17 protein-coding genes and 1 riboswitch are annotated in these 20,266 nt (G+C 44.5%); of the genes, 9 read left to right on the top strand and 8 right to left on the bottom strand.

All coding sequences use genetic code 11. From position 1 onward, the window contains the following. Nucleotides 1-153 precede the first annotated feature (153 nt). Both MHI51_RS28265 and MHI51_RS28260 read right to left on the bottom strand, forming a co-directional pair. Nucleotides 154-807, bottom strand: coding sequence for a response regulator (locus MHI51_RS28265; RefSeq protein ID WP_405173413.1), 654 nt, complete (start codon nt 805-807; stop codon nt 154-156). 17 nt (nt 808-824) lie between these two features. Continuing rightward, a complete protein-coding gene (locus MHI51_RS28260) occupies nt 825-1,982 on the bottom strand; it encodes a sensor histidine kinase (protein ID WP_076219747.1) in 1,158 nt (385 codons plus the stop codon). A 164-nt stretch (nt 1,983-2,146) separates the two neighbouring features. Between MHI51_RS28260 and MHI51_RS28255 the strand changes: the two genes are divergently transcribed. The 7 genes from MHI51_RS28255 (at nt 2,147) to MHI51_RS28225 (ending at nt 12,002) form a co-directional block, all read left to right on the top strand. Further along, nucleotides 2,147-3,082 (top strand): ABC transporter ATP-binding protein, encoded by a 936-nt coding sequence (locus MHI51_RS28255; RefSeq protein WP_036678569.1) that lies wholly within the window; start codon nt 2,147-2,149, stop codon nt 3,080-3,082. Nucleotides 3,083-3,099: 17 nt separating this feature from the next. Beyond that, nucleotides 3,100-4,272: an ABC transporter permease gene (locus MHI51_RS28250; protein WP_081387166.1), complete on the top strand. Its 1,173-nt coding sequence runs from the start codon at nt 3,100-3,102 to the stop codon at nt 4,270-4,272. Further along, entirely contained in the window at nt 4,265-5,425 is a 1,161-nt protein-coding gene (locus tag MHI51_RS28245) for an ABC transporter permease (protein WP_076276892.1), read from the top strand. Before MHI51_RS28250 ends, MHI51_RS28245 begins: the two co-directional genes overlap by 8 nt. Nucleotides 5,426-5,547: 122 nt before the next feature. Then, nucleotides 5,548-5,871: an L-rhamnose mutarotase gene (locus tag MHI51_RS28240; RefSeq protein ID WP_038573529.1), complete on the top strand. Its 324-nt coding sequence runs from the start codon at nt 5,548-5,550 to the stop codon at nt 5,869-5,871. Nucleotides 5,872-6,094: 223 nt separating this feature from the next. Beyond that, entirely contained in the window at nt 6,095-7,249 is a 1,155-nt protein-coding gene (locus MHI51_RS28235) for a cation:proton antiporter (RefSeq protein WP_076123814.1), read from the top strand. 277 nt (nt 7,250-7,526) lie between these two features. Then, nucleotides 7,527-10,535, top strand: coding sequence for an efflux RND transporter permease subunit (locus MHI51_RS28230; protein WP_076276891.1), 3,009 nt, complete (start codon nt 7,527-7,529; stop codon nt 10,533-10,535). A gap of 675 nt (nt 10,536-11,210) precedes the next feature. Beyond that, nucleotides 11,211-12,002: a helix-turn-helix transcriptional regulator gene (locus tag MHI51_RS28225; RefSeq protein WP_076220158.1), complete on the top strand. Its 792-nt coding sequence runs from the start codon at nt 11,211-11,213 to the stop codon at nt 12,000-12,002. A gap of 186 nt (nt 12,003-12,188) precedes the next feature. Here MHI51_RS28225 and MHI51_RS28220 read toward each other — a convergent pair whose 3' ends face one another. The 3 genes from MHI51_RS28220 to MHI51_RS28210 form a co-directional block, all read right to left on the bottom strand. After that, entirely contained in the window at nt 12,189-13,376 is a 1,188-nt protein-coding gene (locus MHI51_RS28220; RefSeq protein WP_076276889.1) for a copper amine oxidase N-terminal domain-containing protein, read from the bottom strand. A 44-nt stretch (nt 13,377-13,420) separates the two neighbouring features. Further along, a complete protein-coding gene (locus MHI51_RS28215; RefSeq protein WP_076276888.1) occupies nt 13,421-13,774 on the bottom strand; it encodes a hypothetical protein in 354 nt (117 codons plus the stop codon). Between the two features lie 304 nt (nt 13,775-14,078). Next, a complete protein-coding gene (locus tag MHI51_RS28210) occupies nt 14,079-14,207 on the bottom strand; it encodes a hypothetical protein (protein WP_341004037.1) in 129 nt (42 codons plus the stop codon). 317 nt (nt 14,208-14,524) lie between these two features. Between MHI51_RS28210 and MHI51_RS28205 the strand changes: the two genes are divergently transcribed. Continuing rightward, nucleotides 14,525-14,740, top strand: coding sequence for a response regulator transcription factor (locus MHI51_RS28205; protein ID WP_076220896.1), 216 nt, complete (start codon nt 14,525-14,527; stop codon nt 14,738-14,740). A 225-nt stretch (nt 14,741-14,965) separates the two neighbouring features. Here the strand turns inward: MHI51_RS28205 and gcvPB are convergent, their stop codons facing one another. The 3 genes from gcvPB to gcvT all read right to left on the bottom strand — a co-directional run bounded on the left by gcvPB (nt 14,966) and on the right by gcvT (nt 18,994). Further along, complete coding sequence (gene gcvPB, locus MHI51_RS28200; protein ID WP_076276886.1) at nt 14,966-16,426, bottom strand: aminomethyl-transferring glycine dehydrogenase subunit GcvPB; 1,461 nt, start codon at nt 16,424-16,426, stop codon at nt 14,966-14,968. Next, the gene (gene gcvPA / locus MHI51_RS28195) at nt 16,423-17,775 is read right to left on the bottom strand and encodes an aminomethyl-transferring glycine dehydrogenase subunit GcvPA (RefSeq protein WP_076276885.1); all 1,353 of its coding nucleotides are present in this window, start codon (nt 17,773-17,775) and stop codon (nt 16,423-16,425) included. The genes gcvPB and gcvPA overlap by 4 nt, the downstream gene beginning before the upstream one ends. A gap of 106 nt (nt 17,776-17,881) precedes the next feature. Next, nucleotides 17,882-18,994, bottom strand: a complete 1,113-nt coding sequence (gcvT, locus tag MHI51_RS28190; RefSeq protein ID WP_076276884.1) for a glycine cleavage system aminomethyltransferase GcvT — start codon at nt 18,992-18,994, stop codon at nt 17,882-17,884. Between the two features lie 186 nt (nt 18,995-19,180). Beyond that, nucleotides 19,181-19,279: riboswitch (glycine riboswitch) on the bottom strand. Nucleotides 19,280-19,505: 226 nt separating this feature from the next. Between gcvT and gcvH the strand changes: the two genes are divergently transcribed. Next, nucleotides 19,506-19,898, top strand: coding sequence for a glycine cleavage system protein GcvH (gene gcvH / locus MHI51_RS28185; protein ID WP_036678614.1), 393 nt, complete (start codon nt 19,506-19,508; stop codon nt 19,896-19,898). Nucleotides 19,899-20,266: the final 368 nt, after the last annotated feature.

Below are 20,266 nucleotides of genomic sequence, written 5' to 3'. Positions count from 1 at the left end.
GTCGCTGGGGTCCGAAACTCTGCTCAAACGCCGATAAAATTGTAAATAGCGTCGCTGGAGTCCGAACCCGCGTCCAAGGAGCAGCGCGTCACTGGAGTCCGTAAGAAAAACTAACTTTGGCAGTGGACTATTCATATGCAATATGTTACTAGTTCAATCCCGCATGTTCTTCAAATAAAAAATTGCAATTTGCGTACGATCGCGGAGCTCTAATTTGCTTAATATATCCGTTATGTAATTTTTGACGGTACCCTCGCTTAAAAAAAGTTGTCCGGCGATTTCTTTGTTGCTATGCCCCTCAGCGATAGAAGCCGCTACAGCCAGCTCTGTTTTGGTCAATCCGAAGGATTCCAGTGGCTGTACCTGTGGCAATTCTTGCCGTGCCGTAGGCTGCAGAAAGGTTGCCAGCTTGCGGGCGATATCAGGGTGGATAAGCATGTTCCCTTCAAAAACCGTTTTAATGCCCTGGATGATCCGGTCTGGCGGTATGTTTTTGAGCAAATATCCACTAGCTCCGTTACGCAGTGCCTCAATGATATATTCATCATCGTCGAAGGTGGTCAGCATCAATATTGCAATTTGCGGAAAAGCCTGCTTAATCTTCTCCGTTCCTTCAACGCCACCGCAGCCGGGCATGCGGATATCCATCAGAGCCACATCGGCCATTAATCCTTCTTGAAGTAATTCCAAGGCTTCGTTACCTTCACAAGCTGCTCCAACAACTTCAATATCTGGGTCCATCCCTAGCAATACTTGCAGACTTTGGCGAATAAAGGGGTCGTCATCAACAATTAACACTTTAATCATTAGCATGGCTCCTTTCGTTATACAATCTCATCTTGCTTATAAATGGGCAGCCGCGTAATGACTGTAAAATATGGCTTCTGCCTTAGTTCGAGTGTTCCACCGATTAAATGCGTTCGCTCGTACATTCCTTTCATTCCGTCCCCACCACGGCCCAATAATTTGCTGAGTTTCTCTCCTTCGGGTAGAGAGCCATTGTTGCTAACCTCCATAGTGATTCCTGCTTGCACATAGTCAATTTTGATCCGGATGGACGTTGCTTTTCCATGCCGCAAGGCGTTAGTTATAGCCTCACGGGCGTTTTTGTACAGGATTACTTGAATACTAGGATAGAGTGGATAAGGTATGCCTTGTACTTGGTATGAGGTCTCGATCCCCGTCTCACGCCCAATCTCTTCGAGCAGCCGGTCTAACGCATAAGCTCCCTCAAGCTTCGGGGTGTAGTTGATACGTTTAACTGCGGACCGCATATCGTCCATGCTAGCCGACAGCTGGTCACGAATCAATTCCATCATTTGCATTCCGCTCTCGGGAGAGGTGGGCAAGGTCTGGAGGGCGGCCTCCATCATCATTTTAATCCGGATTAACCGGTGGCCGATATCGTCATGGAGCTGGCGTGAGATTCGGACGCGCTCTTTGGACTGGGCAGACTCTTCTACTTGCGCGCTGAACTCCAGCAGGCGGTTGCGAGCTTCATCGAGTTCGAAATGCTTTTTGCGCAACTCATCATATAGAAGAAGAGTGTCTTCGCGCCGCTGGCCAGCTTTCAATAATAGCTTATTTAGGTAGGCAGTGAGCAGAAATGAAAGGTTAATGTAAGTCACTACGAGCGATGGAGAATTCTGGAGTGCGACGTTCAAAGCTATCAGATGTACACCTGTGAACACGTAAGGCACCGCTTTAGGCTGGAGTCTGGAATAATAAAGCAGTGCTGATATAGCGGGGAAAATCATCATGCTGCCATATTGATAACATAACCAGGCCGTGAACAAGATTTCAATGATACTAATCAAAGCATGAAAGGATCGAGGGAGCTTTGGCACCATGACCACAAGGAATAGAAGCATCAGGATATGCAGCGTGAAGATTCCATAATCGTTATATTGATAGACATAAATGGTAATAAACGCAGGGATTAAGATGAGTCCGTAACGCAATAAGTTTAGCTCTCTGGGCACGCCTTAGTCATCCTTTATGTTTTTTAATAATCTTAGCATATTATCCCACTACTTCAGGAGATGACTTTAGTCACCTTCAAAAAATGACCTTTCGTACATCCGCAAAAATTCAACCTAGAATAAAATTGAAAATATAGAAGCACACACGACAGGGGAGATAAGAGATGGCAATCGCGGTGTTGACCGATGTGGTGAAACGGTATGAGAACAAATTAACGGTAGATCATGTGAATGTTACGATTCAAGCAGGAGAGATCTTTGGCCTGCTAGGCCCGAACGGGGCAGGTAAAAGTACAACTATAAGTATGATTTGCGGCCTGCTAAAGATTGATAGTGGAGACATTGTTATTGATGGGTTATCAGTCTCTTCGTACGCACTGGAGGTTAAGAAAAAGATCGGTTTGGTTCCGCAGGATTTGGCTTTGTACAATACAATGACAGCAGCTGAAAATGTAACTTTTTTCGGAAGATTGTATGGCTTGCGGGGGAAATTGCTGAAAGAGCGGGTGGCGGAAGCTCTTGCTTTCACAGGACTTAGTGACCGGGCCAAAGAAAAACCAGCCACCTTCTCCGGAGGGATGAAAAGACGTTTGAATATCGCTTGTGCCATCATGCATCATCCAAAGCTGATTATTATGGATGAGCCGACCGTAGGGATTGATCCGCAGTCTCGTAATCATATCCTTGAGTCGGTCAAAGAGCTGAATCGGCTTGGCTCAACCGTCATCTACACTAGTCATTATATGGAAGAGGTTGCAGCCATTTGTGATCGGGTAGCGATTATGGATAAGGGACATATCATTGCTTGTGGCACGGAAAAGGAGCTGCGGGAACGGGTTTCTCAAGAAGAAAAAATAGTGGTCAAAGCAACGAACATCACCCCGGAGCTAATCAATGAGCTTAGTCTACACCCGCGGATCACGAGAGTGGAAAGTAAAGAGGGAACGGTAGAAATGTATCTCCCCTCCTCACAGGATGAGCTGCAGGATATCTTATTTATTTTTGCTAAACATGAAGGCGTTATTGGTTCTTTAAATATTGAGGAGCCGGATCTGGAGACTTTATTCCTTAGTTTGACAGGACGGACATTGCGCGATTAAAGGAGGGAGAGAACGCTTTGAGAAATATTTGGACAATTATGATTTATGAGCTTCGCAGGCTGTTTATTTCACGCTCAATCATCATTAATATGTTTCTGTTACCGCTGCTTTTGATCTTTCTGCTGGGTGCTTCCCTCTCCAGTGTAATCGGTGATAAGGCAGCGTCTAAGATTGACCCTGTACGTGTTGGTGTAGTTAATCTTTCTGGAGAAGGGTATGAAAGCTCGGCGATGATAGACAGCTTTTTAAAGACGCCGGAGCTTAAGGATATCATTATTCCGGTCAAAGTAGGGAGCCGAGAGACAGCGGAAAGTGGCCTGCGCGCCGGGAAATATGCTTATGCGGTTATTGTTCCCCTAGGCTTCGATAAGAAAGTACAAAGCGGCGAAACTGCAAAGCTAGAGTTTGTTCTGGGCAAAGATCGGACAGATAACATGGTTGCGGGGACGGTATTCGATAACTTTTTGAACAATATTAACTATAAGCAATCCGTAGCTATGACGTTGGGTCCAGAAGCTTTGACCGCTACTGCACCAAGTTTGGGAGAGCAGCCATCTGTTAAGGTTGGGGCGCTCAGTGAAGGTGGCCGATCCTATACAGCCTCCCAATTCTATGCGGTATCCATGATGCTGATGTTTCTGCTATATAGCGGTTTGACCGTCAGCAGCTCTCTTTTTAATGAAAAAGAAAATCACACCCTCTTCCGAATAACCTCAATGCCGGTAAAAGGTTCTGAGCTCTTTATTGGTAAAATGCTAGGCGTAGGGGTTGTAAGTGTAGTGCAGTGCGCAGCGATTATTATCCTGACTCATTTGTTGTTTGGCGTAAATTGGGGCAATCGTCCGGGCTTGCTGCTGCTCTTCTGTCTCTTAATGATCATAGCTTCCATGACGTTATCGATTGTTATTTCAATGTTTAGCAAAACTAAAGCAAGTGCAGGAAGTATTGTTAATGTTATCACTGTGGTCATGACCTTCATTAGTGGAGGGATGGCTCCACTTCCGGAATCATGGGTGAACTCGGTCGGGGCATTTACCCTGAATCACTGGGTGCTACAAGCTGTTCTAAAAATGATGCTGCATGCAGAGGTCTCAGAGATTTTGCCGAATCTGCTGGTCTTGTCGATCATCTGTCTGGTTCTATTCAGTGCAGCGGTTATCTCGTACCGGAAGGTAGGTTACCATGGATAAGATCTTAACGATTGCTTGGAATATGGTGAAAAGAACGATTGGTTCTCGGAATGGGCTGCTTTCGTATATTCTTCTGCCATGTCTTGTCGTGGCCGGGGTAGTAGCAATTAGTGGAAGTATGGGTGAGAGACCGGCTACTATTTTATATTCGAATATGGACGATGGTGCAGCGGGCAAACATTTGCTTACCGAGCTGGAGAATACCGGTGATTATAAGCTTGTAGAGAAGACAGATGAGGCTAATTTGAGGGAGAGTATTATCGATCAGAACGGAGAAGCCGGTGTTTTGATACCGCAAAACTTCACCTCCGCACTGCTTGCTGGAGAAGAGCCGCAAATTAGTGTGTATGAGCTTAAGGCTACCGAAACATCCATTATGGTAAAAATGAAAATCAGTGTAATTGCTGATGAAATGCGAAACACTGCTGGACTAATTGGAGCAGCTCGGGCTGAGGCTACTGACTCGGACTCACAGTTTGCTGCCGTAATGCAGAGAGCAGAGCAACATAGTGTAGGCAGTATAAGAACAGATTATGATTTATATCCAAAAGAGGGCTTAAGCATCGTCACAGGATTTACTTTGATGTTCTTAATGGGGCTGGTTACAAGTTCAGTGTCGCTTATTATGGATGATCGAAGAGAAAGAACGATGAAACGTATGTTCAGTGCCCCGGTTCGTTCGTATGAGATTGCCCTCGGTAATTTTCTGGGAAGCTTCATTGTTGGGTTGATTCAAATTGTTGTAGTACTTGCTTTGGGCCGTTATGTACTGCAGTTTGACTTTGGATTACCGCTCTACTTGTATTTTTTGGTTCTTGCAGCATTTATGCTCGTTTCCATGGGCTTAGCCAGTACGGTAGCAGGTCTGATTCGCAATCCCAATAATACTGGCATGCTTAATTCGCTGATCCTGACCCCGACCTGTATGCTTGGAGGCTGTTTCTGGCCGTTATCCATTATGCCGGATTATATGCAGAAGGCAGCTAATTTTGTACCGCAAAAATGGGCGATCCAAGCGATCGATATCGCTGCTACAGGTGGAGGCTGGAATGAATTATGGCTGCCTTTTGCCATCTTGGGTCTTATGGCCGCGGTGCTGCTGGCGATTGGTTCTGCTATTCTACGTCCGAGTGAAGCCGGAATTAACGCTTAAAAAATTTACAGATCATATAGATATGCATAGCTTGGACTACTCTATTCAGGTACAATAATAGGTATCAAATGTCCCTAGTTCTTAATATGTGTAAAAGAGGGGATTTCTAGGAGGATGAGCAGATGAGCAGCAATAAATTGGCTTGGACATGGCGGGTGAAGGAAGAATGTTTAGAGGAGTATGTAGCTATGCATTTAAATCCTTGGCCAGAAATTTTGGAGGAGCACAGTAAGGCTGGTATTTCTAACTATTCCATCTTTCAGAATGGCAATCAATTTTTTTACTGTTATGAGTGTGAGGATAGTAAGGCGGCTTTTGATTACATTGCCAAAAGTGATGCTTGCAACCGCTGGAATGCGATTACCTCTAAGATGGTTGAAGGGTCATTTGATTTCAATGATGAGGTGCCTATGCAGCCCTTACGGGAAGTGTTCTATCTGAAATAAGCAATACAATTCTAGAACAAATCAAATGTGCATAATTTATATTATCGGCGCATCTGGTTTACAGTTATTTTAAATATAGGTATAATATAATTTATAAAGTTAAATTGAATAATTATTTGTTTTTTGGAGGAGCCTGTCAACAAGGGCTCCTCTTTGTCTTTTTTTGGCTTGGAGAAGCTCCTGGTTGGCAGTTCTTATATACAACAAGGGAGTGGATTGAAAGATGGAGTTTGTTTTATATCTTATGCTGATCATATTGTTCACCAAAGTAGCTGGTGATCTATCTGTGCGGCTTGGGCAACCAGCTGTGCTAGGTAAGCTTATTGTGGGAATCATACTGGGGCCTGCGGTACTGGGCTGGGTTCAGGATGGAGAGTTTATTCATTATATCTCTGAGATCGGTGTTCTACTGTTAATGTTCATAGCGGGGCTTGAGACGGATCTGGATCAATTGCGCAAGAACTGGAAATCAGCTTTTGCAGTAGCCGTCGGTGGAATTATATTACCCTTTTTGGGTGGGTTCGCCTTAGGAGAAATGTTTGGTTTTGCTTATCATAATGCTTTGTTTATGGGCGTTATTCTTAGTGCAACATCGGTCAGCATATCGGTGCAGGTGTTAAAAGATATGAATAAGCTGAACACACGTGAAGGCTCTACAATTCTGGGGGCTGCCGTAGTAGATGATATTCTAGTTGTTATTTTGCTCGCTGTTCTGATGAGCTTTTTTGGTACAGGTACAGACGTTTCTATTGGTCTTTTAATTGGGAAAAAGGTGTTGTTCTTTGCCGTAGCGATTATTGCCGGCTGGTTCATTGTTCCTCGGGTCATGAAATGGATGGCTCCGTTGAAGGTGACAGAGGCGATTATTTCAGCAGCGTTAATGATTTGTTTCGCATTCGCCTATTTTGCTGAAATCATGGGGATGGCAGGAATCATTGGTGCCTTTGCGGCTGGGATTGCTATCTCGCAAACTTCCTTTAAGCACACGGTAGAATCCAAGCTCGAGCCGATTGCTTATTCGATTTTTGTGCCGGTCTTTTTTGTAAGTATCGGACTTAGTGTTTCCTTTGAAGGAGTAGGCAGTCAAATAGGCTTCGTGATCTTGCTTACGGTTGTTGCCATTCTGACCAAGCTGTTTGGTGGCGGTCTGGGTGCGCGTCTTACAGGCTTTGATAACCACTCGTCTGCCATTATTGGGTCTGGGATGATTTCACGGGGGGAAGTTGCGTTGATCATTGCCGCCACAGGGCTGCAAAGCGGCTTGTTACAGCAACAGTATTTTACTTCGGTCATTATTGTTGTCATTGTAACTACACTTGTAACGCCGCCACTATTGAAATTTATGTTCCGTGATCCAGTACGTGCGGAAGGGAAATAAACCATAACAAAAGGGAGTCCTGTTGGCCATTTATATGGCTAACGGGGCTCTTTTTTTATGCTCACGTTCCAGTTGCCATCATCAAGAAAAAGGACGGGGATCTGTCTACAGAAGGGGAAAGTTCCCCGTCTTAAGACTGAGTACGAAACCAGCCGTAGGGCTGTTTTGAGTTCAGCCAAAAATGACTAAACTAAATCTCGGGATGGAAATTAATACATAATCAAACAGACATAAGGGGAGTGCCAGAAATCATGTGGAGCGGAAGGGGAAAAAGAAAATGAAATGGTTAACAAAATGGTCGTTCGGTAACAAGGCTGCGGTGGGGCTTTTAGTAGTCATGGCTCTTGTGGTGGGAGGGATGAGCTACACTTCGCTACCGATGGAATTTATGCCAGAGGCGGATAATCCTCAAGTGACTGTAACTGTACTGGGTCCTGGCCAGGATACACATGCTATGGAGACTAATGTAACGAAGCCGATAGAAGCTGGAGCAGCTTTTGTGAAAGGGAAGAAGGAAATACTGTCCACTTCCGGAGACGGATATGCGCAGGTAAATATTTTTTATGATTCGAAAACGAATATGAAGGATGCTGCGCAGGAGGTCCAGAAGGTCGTCGATTCATTGAAGTTCCCGGAAGGGGTAATGGCTCCTTTTGTACTTCAGTTGAATACCTCCATGATTCCTGTATCACAGGTTACTCTTGCTTTTGACGAAGGCCTGACTAAAGAGAATCTTAAGCTTGCGGAAGAAACTATCATTCCAGAGATGCAAAAAGCTGAAGGGGTAGCGAACGTTGCTTTATATGGTAAGGTAACTCCGCAGGTCAGCGTTAAGCTGGACCCGAAATTAATGGCTGAGAAGGGAGTCACGACTCCACAAGTATTAGGTTTACTTCAAGGACGTAATGTATCGGCATCCCTTGGGGAGCAAACGATTGGTGGTCAGACCGGCAATGTTAACGTAGTTTCTACGATAGATAGTATGGATACTTTGAAAAAGCTTCCTGTATCTGCGGGCGTTAAGCTACAGGATATCGCTGCTGTCGAATTGAAGCAGGATCAGGAAAGTGTCAGCCGTTCGAACGGGAAAGACGTTCTATTCGCCATAGTGACCAAAGAGGCTAATGCGAATGCAGTCAGTGTCGGAGATAACATTCAGGCTGCCGTAAATCATATTAATACAACCATTCCTAATGCAGAAGCAGCAGTGGTATTCAGTACATCGGATATGGTAGTTAGCTCGGTGAACAGTATGATGCGTGAGGTATTGCTAGGTGCATTATTTGCGACGATTGTGATTCTGTTGTTCCTGCGTAACCTGCGGGCTACTCTGATTACGGCAGTATCCATCCCACTTTCGTTAGCAGTCACCTTATATCTGCTGAATATTTCCGGCATAAGCTTGAATATCATTACACTCGGGGGAGTCGCGGTTGCGGTAGGCCGTTTGGTCGATGATAGTATCGTGGTGATTGAGAACATTTACCGTAGGCTGCAAAAAGAACCCTTTTCCCGTGAAATGATTATTAGTGCAACTGGGGAAGTGGCTAGAGCGATTACCTCATCAACCATTGCTACCGTAGCAGTATTTCTGCCGATGGGTCTCTTGCGTGGTAGTTTGCAAGCTTTCTTACTGCCGTTTGCTTTAACAGTGACCTATTCATTGCTTACTTCACTCGTAGTAGCTTTGACGGTTGTTCCTCTTTTAAGCTCATGGCTGCTGAGAAGAACATCAATGAAAGAACACGAACCTTCTAAATGGTTTATCCGCTTTCTGGACTGGAATCTTCGCCGTAAATGGGTTAGCTTATCGTTGGGTCTCCTGCTTCTGATTGGCTCCATTGCTGCTTATGTGACTATGCCCAAAGGGGCGCTCGATGCTTCGGATGCCAGCTATGTTTCTGTTCAGATGAATTATCCGAAGGATGTTCCTGTCAAAGATATTTTGGAAAAGGGAAAGCAGTTAGAACAAGATTTGATGAAGCAGCCACAAGCAGAAACGGTAATCATGCAATCAGGGAATAGTGCGGACGCCGCTAAGTGGGGGAGTGTTACCTCTGAAACCTTAGTGGACTATATCGTTGTTATGAAAAAAGGTGCAGATGCTCAGGCTTTTATTGATCATGTTCGTGAGGTAAAAGATTCATACACTGGAGCAACAGTTGTTGCTAACCAAATGAGTATGATGGGATCCAGCTCTACCAGTGAATATATTGATATTGTCGGAGATAATCTTGCGGATATTACTACTGTAGCAACAGAAGTCACCGCTAAGCTGAAGACCGTAGAGGGAATTCAAAAAGTCAGCAGCAATATGGAGGACACGAAACCTGTATTTTCCTTTAAGGTAGATCCGGCGCAAAGTAATGCGCAAGAGATTTCAATGCAGCTGTCAGCGATGCTTAATCCGATTCCAATGGGGCAAATTGAGCTCGATGGTGATGCAGCAGGTGTAGTGTTAGATCCTATGGTTCAGCCGCAAACGGAGCAGGATTTAAAAGCGCTGACGCTCATGACGGCTGAGGGGCCGAAGCCACTGTCTCAGCTCGCAACTTACGAGGTTCGGAATGAACCGGCAATGTTGTTCCATAAAGATGGGAAGCCGTATGTACGAATTACAGCAGAGGTTGATCCGAAAAAGGTGTCTGAGATCGGTGCGAATATTAAAAAAGAAACCGATAGTCTTACACTTCCGAAAGGCGTGACCTTATTTGCAGGCGGAGCGTCAGTTGATCAGTCAGAGGATTTCAACGACTTGGGCATGACGGCATTGATCTCCATCGGGTTGGTCTATCTGATTATGGTACTCACCTTTAAAACCCTTCGGGCTCCACTGGCGATTATGTTCTCCTTACCGCTCGCAGCGATTGGTGCGATTGTTGGACTTATCGTGTCCGGTGTAACGCCTGACTTCACAGCTCTGTTCGGGGCGTTGATGTTAATAGGTATTGTTGTTACGAATGCCATTGTGCTCATTGACCGGATTAAGCAAAATGAAGCCAATATGAGTATCCACGAGGCTATTCTAGAAGCTGCCGGAACACGGATGCGTCCGATTCTCATGACGGCGATTGCCACCATCTGCGCCATGACACCGCTGCTGTTCGGCCATGCCGAGATGGGCAGCATCGTCTCGCAAAGCTTGGCGATTGTAGTCATTGGCGGTTTAACCGCAGCAACACTGCTTACGCTGATTGTAGTGCCGGCGATTTACGAGTTGTTCTACTTCCGTAAATCGGCAAAAGAGCGTAAAGGAGCAGAAAAGACTAATGCTCCGGCGCTTTAAATAAGTAAACGGCAAGCCTCCGGGTTAATGGGGCTTGCCGTTTTTTTTGTTTTGTTACAAATTCTTATAATTATGGAGTTAACTTGTCTACACTAATAGCCAAAACTTTGTTTAGGAAAGGCTGAAAGGCGCTTTGCCAGATTGCAATATCACCCCCCTGAAATAAATATTTATTTTTTAATTTTAAATATTGCTATTTTCACAACAATGTACAGAGCATTTAACATAATTATTAAGAAAGATATTATTGGAAATATTCTATTTACCGCAGAAAATGCCAATATAAATAATGAAAACAAAAGTAAAAATGGAATAGACTTTGTATACTTTCTACTGAAAATCCCTACTAAACTCTTGATGGAATTCATTCCTTTCAGGGTAGCAGATATAAGTATCTCCATTGTTTTATTTTCCCTCTGATCGACGTACATCCTAATTTTTATAGAAAAATTGGATTTTGTCTATGTCCTAGGTAGGATATAGACAAGTGTTAATTATTATGCTCTGTTCTTTTTTGCGAAACTTCAAGGATACAGGACAGTGAAATGTTCTTGTTAATAATCATTTTAAATCTTGCTAATCTCTCACAATCCTAACGACTTATGTCATTGTTTTCCTTTGTATGGAGTGCTATGCTCTGTTTTAAAAATACCATTAGTTAGGAGATTTTACTGTTTGGATATTCTTGAATGCGAACGTGCCTGGTTTACGGTAGATGATGTAGATAAAAAATCCAATAATTCTGTGTGTGAATTTTGCCAACCCTGGAGTAACATCAAAACAGAAAAATCCTTTTCTATTGAAGAGCTGGTTCCCTACGAGATATTGGTTGAAGTATTGCATTCAGAATTGGCGGAAGTAACAGAATTTCTCTTATTGCCCTTTGTCTTTTTCTTAACAGATCGAGCCGGTAATATTATTAATATTGTTAGTCCATTCGAAATGTTTCAGGAGAAAATAGATCATTTTGGAATTAGGAATGGAACTAACCTCTCGAAGCAATTCTCTGGAGTGAATGCAGTTTCTTTAGCGATGGAGGTCAAGTCAATTGCAGTAGTGCGTGGAAAAGAGCATAGTAATCCAATGTTTAAAGAGTGGAATTGTGTATGCGCTCCTATAATGATAAATGGTTTTATATGTGGATACATCGACATCTCATTTGAAGCCGAGAGACAACTGGGTTTTTCGATCCTCTTTATTAAGCAATTATCCGAAAAGATTGTTTTGAAGTTGAAGGAAAAAAGCCCAAAGCTAATTGAACACAGATTTCAGGAAAAGTGTGATTCGTATCGATTATCGCCTAGAGAAAGGGAGGTAGCCTATCATTGGTCGCTAAGAAAGGGTGCGTTGCAAATTTCCAATGACCTTAATGTGAAAGAGGGGACTGTGCGGAATATCGTTAAGAGTATTTATAGTAAGCTGAATATCAGCGAGAGATGGGAATTGATTGAGATACTTATGTTATAAATTTGGATAAATGAAGTTCTAAACATTTATTTGTACATAGGATTTTTAAAGTTATATGTCACGTAAAGATTGGCGATTGTGGGGGGGAGCGGGTAAGACTGAAGATCCGGCGCTTTAAATAAGCAAACGGCAAGCCTCCGGGGTTATGGGGCTTGCCGTTTTTTGTTTTGTTACAGATCCTTATAATTATGGAGTCAGCTTGTCTACACTAATCGGATAGGTCTGATCCAGCATCCATTTGCCTGATTTGGATTTCTTCAGCGTTGTGACAGAGGTGGAGCGGTTATCCTGAAAGTCAGGACCCTTAAGCTTGATGCTCGTCTGAACCATATATACGGCTGCGGTATCCTGGGTATAATGAATGATTTTGGCAGATTCCAGAGTGAACTTTAGATCATAGGCTGTGAAAATTTGGCTGAAGAGCTGTTTGGTTTGTTCGAGAGCAGGGGACTCAGGATCAATAGTAGATAGCACACCTTGAATATTCTCTGCATTGGTATAGTCCAAGTTGCTCTTAAGCACAGCTAATATATCCGTTTCATCCGCCTTCGTCACAGCTGGCTTAGCGTTCAGCAGTTTATCTGGGAGGATATATTGTACGCCTTTAATCTGCAGGTTGTTGATTTTCCAGTCTTCAGTGCTGGCGGTACGCGTTAAGCTATAAATATATTCAGAGGTATTGTCTAAGGTGAATGGACCGCTGAGGTGTGTAGTCGTTTCAACGGTGTGAATCGTAGCCTCTGTGGGTTGAAGGCTGATAACCTCTAATTGATCAAGTGAAGTGGTCAGATCGTATTGTTCCATTTGGCTCTTAATTTGTGGCCCGATGACCACAAGAGGAGACTTGCTATCGATTAGGCTCATGAACCCTTCATAATTCTCATTGTTGGTATAGGTTACGTATTTTTCAAAAAAAGCATTGATTTCCTGCGGATTTACCTGATTAGTCTTGCCTGTAATGGTTACTGTCTTCGAGTGTGCATTCCAGGAGACTTCATTACCTGTAGCCTCCCCAACGAAGCGCAGCGGAATGTAAGTGGAATTATTGATGAGCTTAGGGGCAACAGAAAGTTGGGTTATAACACCATTGATGCTGGCCTGCTTACTACCTAGTTGCAGTGTAATCGTAAGCCCTTCCTTAGTACCCGTTATGGTACCTGTGGTTTGATTCCAATCGATTGAAAGTCCTAGTTTTTCAAAAACCGGACGAAAAGGAACGACAATTGTACCATTATCATTGAAGGGAGACTGTCCCTTCAGTGCGAGCTGTTGCTGATTGATCTGAATGGAGATTGGCTTCTCTGCGGCATGGACAGGCCAGGCGATAGCGGTAGAAAGAAGAGTTGCTGCGATTAGGCTAGATATGGTTTTCATCTTGTGATATCTCCTTTGGGTTATGAATGATAAATTAATGGTTATTAGAGGATAACTCCACTAAGAGCCAAAGTAACTTTTGCTTGGAATAAACCGTACTTTACTTTTTGCTTATCGAATTGCTGATTTAAGTTTAGTAAATCCAGCTTGTTCTGATCTGCCTGAGCCGCTGAGATTAACCTGTTTTTTAGGAGAGTATCATTATCCTGGGAGACGCGTACGAGTTCCAATCGCTGCTCTTTTAGTTCTGAGTATTCAAAATCAATTTCATTGGCTTCCGGCTTATAACTAGCCAGTTTTTCTTCGAGTTGTTGTACTATATTTTTGTGTGCAATCTGGCTAGACCATAGGACTGAATAATAAGTGATGAGTTCAGCATCGGTTGGAGATGGTCGCAAGACAGGATGCTCCGCAATCTTTGATGTCGTATTGTTTGACGCAATGATATTTTGTGAATGCCATAAAATCGCCTGTAAAGCATTTATTAAATGATTAAAAATTTTATTTTTTCAATGAATATAATAATTCCCCGACGTTCTTACCTGTATTAAAGATAAGTAAAGAACAACTACCAACAAATATAATAAGTATAAGTAATCCAACGATAGGATTCTTATCAACGTAACTGCTCAAGTTACTGAATAAGAATTTGATATTGTTCATTCATTCCCACTCCTCATTATAAGTTGTCAAGACGGCAGATTACCGACGCACTAATTGATGCTTATTTGATCCAACATTTTCAGAATTCATTTTCGCCTGGTAGACAGCCATGTTTTCGAAGTGAAGTTTTTTATTCTTTTCAATTATCAGGTTATCAAGCATGTTCATATTCATGATCTCCTAACTGTTCAACTTATCAAGCACTTACAAATACAACAATAGTGCTGTGATAAAAAAAGTTATATATCCCCTGTTAGATATTTACTTTTATCGATTATTGTGCTTTGTGTAAAAATGAAAGCTTGTAACATACTTAGTGGTCTTGAAATATAGTGATGGAGAGTTAGAACCGCACTATCATAATGCAATGGTACAACTGGTACATAGTGAGGTGAGCAGAATCGCAGAATTCATCACGATTTGCGATCCCTTTTATACAACAAATAACGGACAATATTAGCAGAAGATGGTTGGAGAGTTCTGATTTGAGGAAGCAGGACCTAGAAGCCAGATTTCAAGAATACAGACTTACTGCAAGAGAGAGAGAGGTTGCTCACTTGTGGTTGTCAGAAAAAGGAGCTCTGCATATTTCGGGTGAACTGGGCATCAGTGAAGGAACGGTAAGAAATATTGTAAAGAATATTTATACGAAGCTACGTGTGAATGAAAGGAAGCAGTTTGTAAAAAAACTGGCGGACTAGACATCAAGCTTAACTTTTTCTGGTCTTACTTACATACTAGATATAGGCAGCGGCTGTCTCGAAGTCTTCATGACTTTGAAAGACAGCCGCATTTTTGGTTTGCTTGGAACTCTAACTTATCTGATTTGGCTTCTATTATTGCAAGAATAGTAGCCACCTAATGAAGGATTCGGTTACATCTTCGAGAGACTCCGAGAGAATTTTTCTTAGAGGAGGACATTATCCTTACCCGCAAGAACAATTCAAAACCGGCTTACGCGCAGCCTGTGTCTCATCCAAACGGCTAATCTCTGTAGTATGCGGTGCGTTGATTACGATTTCCGGTGTCTCCTGCGCTTCTTTCACAATCTGAATCATCGTATCGATGAAGCCGTCCAGTGTTTCTTTACTTTCGGTTTCCGTCGGCTCGATCATCATGCATTCCTCAACAGTCAAAGGGAAGTACACGGTTGGCGGGTGGTAGCCAAAGTCGAGCAATCGTTTAGCGACGTCTAAGGTGCGCACGCCATATTGCTTGAGGTTTTTGCCGGACATCACGAATTCATGCTTACATACACCCGGATATGGGATTTCGAAATACGGCGCCAGACGGTGCATCATATAGTTTGCATTCAGCACGGCATTTTCGGATACCTCACGCAGTCCGTCTGGACCATAGGTGCGGATATAGGCATAGGCACGAACCAGAATACCAAAGTTTCCGTAAAAAGCTTTCACACGTCCAATGGATTCAGGACCACCGAAGTGAAGTGAGAAGCTACTATCTTCATTCTTCACCACAGTAGGTTGTGGCAATAATGGAATGAGGATAGATTTTACGCCGACTGGTCCGGCTCCAGGGCCGCCACCACCATGTGGGGTGCTCATTGTCTTGTGCAAGTTCAGATGCACAACGTCAAAGCCCATGTCGCCAGGGCGGGTAATGCCCATAATGGCATTGGAGTTGGCTCCATCGTAATAGAGTAGGCCGCCTGCTTCATGCACGATCTCAGCAATCTCGACGATTTGGGTTTCGAACAAGCCGAGTGTGCTTGGGTTAGTTAGCATCAGCGCGGCTGTGTCGCTACCGACGGCTGCTTTCAATGCTTCAAGATCGACCATTCCTTTATCTGTGGAAGGGATCGTGATCGTTTCAAGTCCTGCTGCTGAGGCACTAGCAGGATTGGTTCCGTGCGAGGAATCCGGCACGATAACCTTAGTACGCGTCTCGCCGCGACTTTCATGGTAGGCGCGGATCATCATGAGGCCGGTCCATTCACCATGCGCACCTGCGGCAGGCTGTAAAGATACTGCATCCATGCCCGTCAGCGCGGACAGATCATTTTGCAGGGTATACATTAATTCCAGTGCGCCTTGAATACTTTCTTCCGGTTGGTAGGGATGAATTTTGGCGAAGCCGGAGAAGCGGGCAACATCTTCGTTAATCTTCGGATTGTATTTCATCGTGCATGAACCGAGTGGATAGAAGCCATTGTCTACACCAAAGTTGCGACGTGAAAGAGAAGTGTAGTGGCGAATGACATCCACTTCCGATACTTCTGGAAGTACGACGGGTTCGCTACGGAGTAAATCTGATGGAATCAGGGACTCCAAGGTTTCTTCCTGCGGCACATCGCATAGTGGCAAAGAATAGGCCGAACGGCCGGGACGGCTTAATTCAAAAATTAGACTTTGCTCCGGTTTCATAAACAGCCCTCCAGTGCGCTAGCGAATTGGTCGATTTCGGTTTTGCTTCTTTTTTCCGTTACGGCAACCAGCATATGTCCAGCAAGTTCAGGATAATCACGACCCAGATCATAACCGCCGAGATAACCGTCCTTCAGTAGCTTCGAATTAATAGCGCTCACGCTGCAGCCTTCAGGAAGCTTCACGACAAATTCGTTAAAGAATGGGGAGGAGAAGGCAAGTTCAGCACCTGTTAGTCCGCTAAGTTTATTAGCGGCGTAATGACTTTTGCGAATGTTCAGTTCGCCTACTTCCCGCATGCCTTCTTTGCCCATAACGGACAAATAGACGGATGCGCAGAGAGCCAGCAGCGCCTGATTGGAGCAGATATTCGATGTCGCTTTTTCACGACGAATATGCTGTTCACGCGCTTGAAGTGTAAGAACGAAGCCACGTTTACCATTACGGTCTACCGTTTGGCCAACGATCCGGCCTGGCATGCGGCGCATCAGGTGATCAGCTACGGCAAAGAATCCGCAAGTTGGACCCCCGAGAGAAGCTGGAATACCGAGTGGCTGAGCATCACCGACTACGATGTCGGCTCCAAGTTTGCCCGGAGTTTCAAGTACACCAAGAGCTATTGGGTTGGCGCTGACTACAAGAAGACCTTTAACCGCGTGAATCAGCGGCTCAACCGAGCGAAGATCCTCAATGCTGCCGAAGAAGTTAGGCGATTGCACCAGTACTGCGGCAGTATCACCATCGATAGCTTCAGCAAGTTTAGCTTGATCGGTAACACCGTCTTTATAGTCAATCTCCACCACCTCCAGACCCCAAGCATTAGCCGAAGTACGTAGCACTTGGCGAGCCTCAGGATGAACGGTACGGGAGACGATTAATTTTTTGCGTTTGGTAGCACCAGCCGCGAGAACCGCTGCTTCGGATAAAGCTGTAGCGCCATCATACATACTGGCATTGGCAACTTTCATACCGGTTAGTTCGCAAATGTAGGATTGGAATTCGAAGATCGCTTGCAGCTCACCTTGGCTGATCTCCGGTTGATAAGGAGTGTAGGCAGTGTAGAATTCAGAACGGGAAATGACATGGTTGATGACCACAGGGATGTGATGATCGTATAATCCGGCGCCGAGGAAGCTGGCGTGAGAATCAAAGTCGGCATTTTGGTCAGCCAAACCTTTCATGTGGCGCAGCAGGGCGTATTCATCGAGTGGTTCAGACATCGGCATAGTGCCTTGGTAACGTACCGCTTCAGGAATATCGGAGAACAGCTCATCTATAGACTGAATCCCGACGGTCTCCATCATCTCTACGCGGTCCTGTTCTGTCATGGGCAGATAACGGTGCTTCATTAAGGTTTCACTCCTTGGCTTTTTTAAAATATAAGAAAGTACAATTTTCACGCTATACTTTATCCTTCTATTTCTCGCTTAAAAGCTCACCGTCCTTATATGGACGCTAAAGGCGTTTATACTTGTAAAAAGGGGCCTTAATCACTACAGCCTTAAGCTGCTTACCTCGTATCTCCACGTAAACCTCTGTGCCTATTTCACTGTAAGCAGCATCAAGCAATGCCAACCCCAGGTTACGTTTCAGCGTAGGGGACTGCGTTCCGGTTGTGACCTCACCAATCTTAACCCCATCTGCCCAAACAGGATAATGGGAGCGTGGAATGCCTCGATCAATCATTTCTAGGCCGACAAGGCGACGGGGAATGCCAGCTTCTTTTTGCTGTATTAGTGCATCGCGTCCGATAAAGTCTATTTTGTCCAGCTTCACGAAGAACTGTACTCCTGCTTCAAGCGGGGTGATGTCAGCAGATAGCTCCTGACCGTACAGTGGTAATTTCGCCTCAAAACGCAGGGTATCCCGTGCACCCAGTCCAGCAGGTGTTAATCCGTGGGGCGCGCCTGCTGCAAGCAGTCCGTTCCATAACGTTTCTGCACCTTCCAGCGGAGCGTAAATCTCGAAGCCATCTTCACCGGTATAACCCGTACGGGAGATAAGTACCTCTACACCGCAAACGGTGGCGCGTTCGATGAAATGGAAAGGCTTGAGTGCTGAAATAGGAGCATCCGTAACTTCCGCGAGAATGGTCTCTGCCAGAGGACCCTGCAAGGCGAGCAAAAGCGTCTCGTCAGAGACATTAGTGAGCGTGACTTCGCCGAATTCAGAGGTCAAATGCTCTTGCAGCCACTGGAAGTCTTTGTCGATGTTGGAGGCATTAACGACGAGCATATAATGCCCTTCGCTTAGGCGATACACGAGTAGGTCGTCGACAACTCCGCCATTTGGATAACAGAGCAGCGTATATTGCGCCGCACCATCTGTAAGGCGGCTGACATCATTGGTTGTCATTTTTTGCAAAAAGTCTTCTGCACCGCTCCCAATCACCATGAATTCACCCATATGCGAGACATCGAACAGCCCAGCCTGCTGGCGAACGGCTTCGTGCTCTTTCACGATACCTGTAAACTGTACTGGCAGCTCCCAGCCACCGAAGTCAATGCACCTGGACTCCGTATAAGCGGAATAGAGATCATAAAAAGGTGTTCTTCTCAAAGCATCCATGTCGTCACTCCCCTTGATCTGATTACATACGAAAAAAGGACAGGCAGAAGCAATCATGCATAAATGCACAAATCGCTTTCTGCTCTGTCCTTTGTACCTGAGAGTTACCCTGCCGTAACTAGCTTGCAGGTTTCCCCGTTGGTGATCTGACGCATCTAGCCTTGCGTCTGATGCTCTCCAGAGATACGTCCGACAAAGGTCCTTTTGCCTGAGAGATTCACCCCTGTTAGGGCTTACTCCTTCGGCGCCGTCTTCAAGTGAGACAGTCTCTCCCTATGCCATCATCCGCAATTATATTTCTTCGAGAAACGGTTATTGTCTATAAAAAGACGACAACGTCATTTCTTCTTGTATGTCTCCATTAAACGGGTATAGTCGGGCGCTGTCAACAAGAAAACGTCGAAAAAATGACAAATTTAAATTTCCTGTTAGTAATATTGACATTGTGAGCCGGGATAACTTAGGCTATAACTAAATTTAGAACTCCAAATTGGAAATGAGGCGGCTTGAAATGAGTGAAGTATTAGACAACCTTCTTTACAGCGAAGAGCATGAATGGGCACAGCAAGTAGAAGGGCGAGTAGTACGTGTTGGGATTACGGACCATGCTCAGCATTTATTAGGCGACATCGTATTTGTTGAGTTTCCTGAGGTAGGATCGACCATTTCGGCCGGTGACAGCGTAGGCAGTATCGAATCCGTTAAGACGGTATCGGAGTTGTATTCGCCCGTCTCTGGGACGGTTACCAAGGTGAATGATGGATTAGAAGCTAGTCCGGAGCTTATCAATGATCAGCCGTATGGCGGGGGTTGGATTTTTGAGATTGAAGTTGATGGAGAGTATGCTGATGCTGTAAAAGGTCTGTTAGATGCAGCTGGTTATAGCGCGTTAGTTGCTGAATAATTGGAAATCGGGGACGGAAAATAGTCTGATCAAGTGTGATATTTTTAGCAGCAAGTTTCTGTGATTCGGGGACTTGCTGTTTGTGTTTCTTATGTAGATTGTGCGAGTATTCCTAAACCCAATCGAGTGGTTTGAGGGTCTAGTGGAGTATGGAATTAGGGAAAACCTCCCTCATTTTAGACGATTATAGCGTGAGAGTTAGGGTTTTAGGAAATTCCTCCCTAATCATCTCGGTAAAACCACTATTTCAGACTAAAAAGAGTAATAATCAGGGAGAAATTCCCTCATTCCGCGATTGGATACGATAATAGGTGAATAATCAGGGAGGTTTTCCCTAATTAAATTGGATGAAGCCCCTTGTTAGCTCA

Source organism: Paenibacillus sp. FSL H8-0260, assembly GCF_045040625.1.
Taxonomy (GTDB): Bacteria; Bacillota; Bacilli; order Paenibacillales; family Paenibacillaceae; genus Paenibacillus_AQ; species Paenibacillus_AQ odorifer.
Note: the sequence above shows the minus strand (reverse complement) of the source record. Positions and strands in the feature narration are given on the sequence as shown.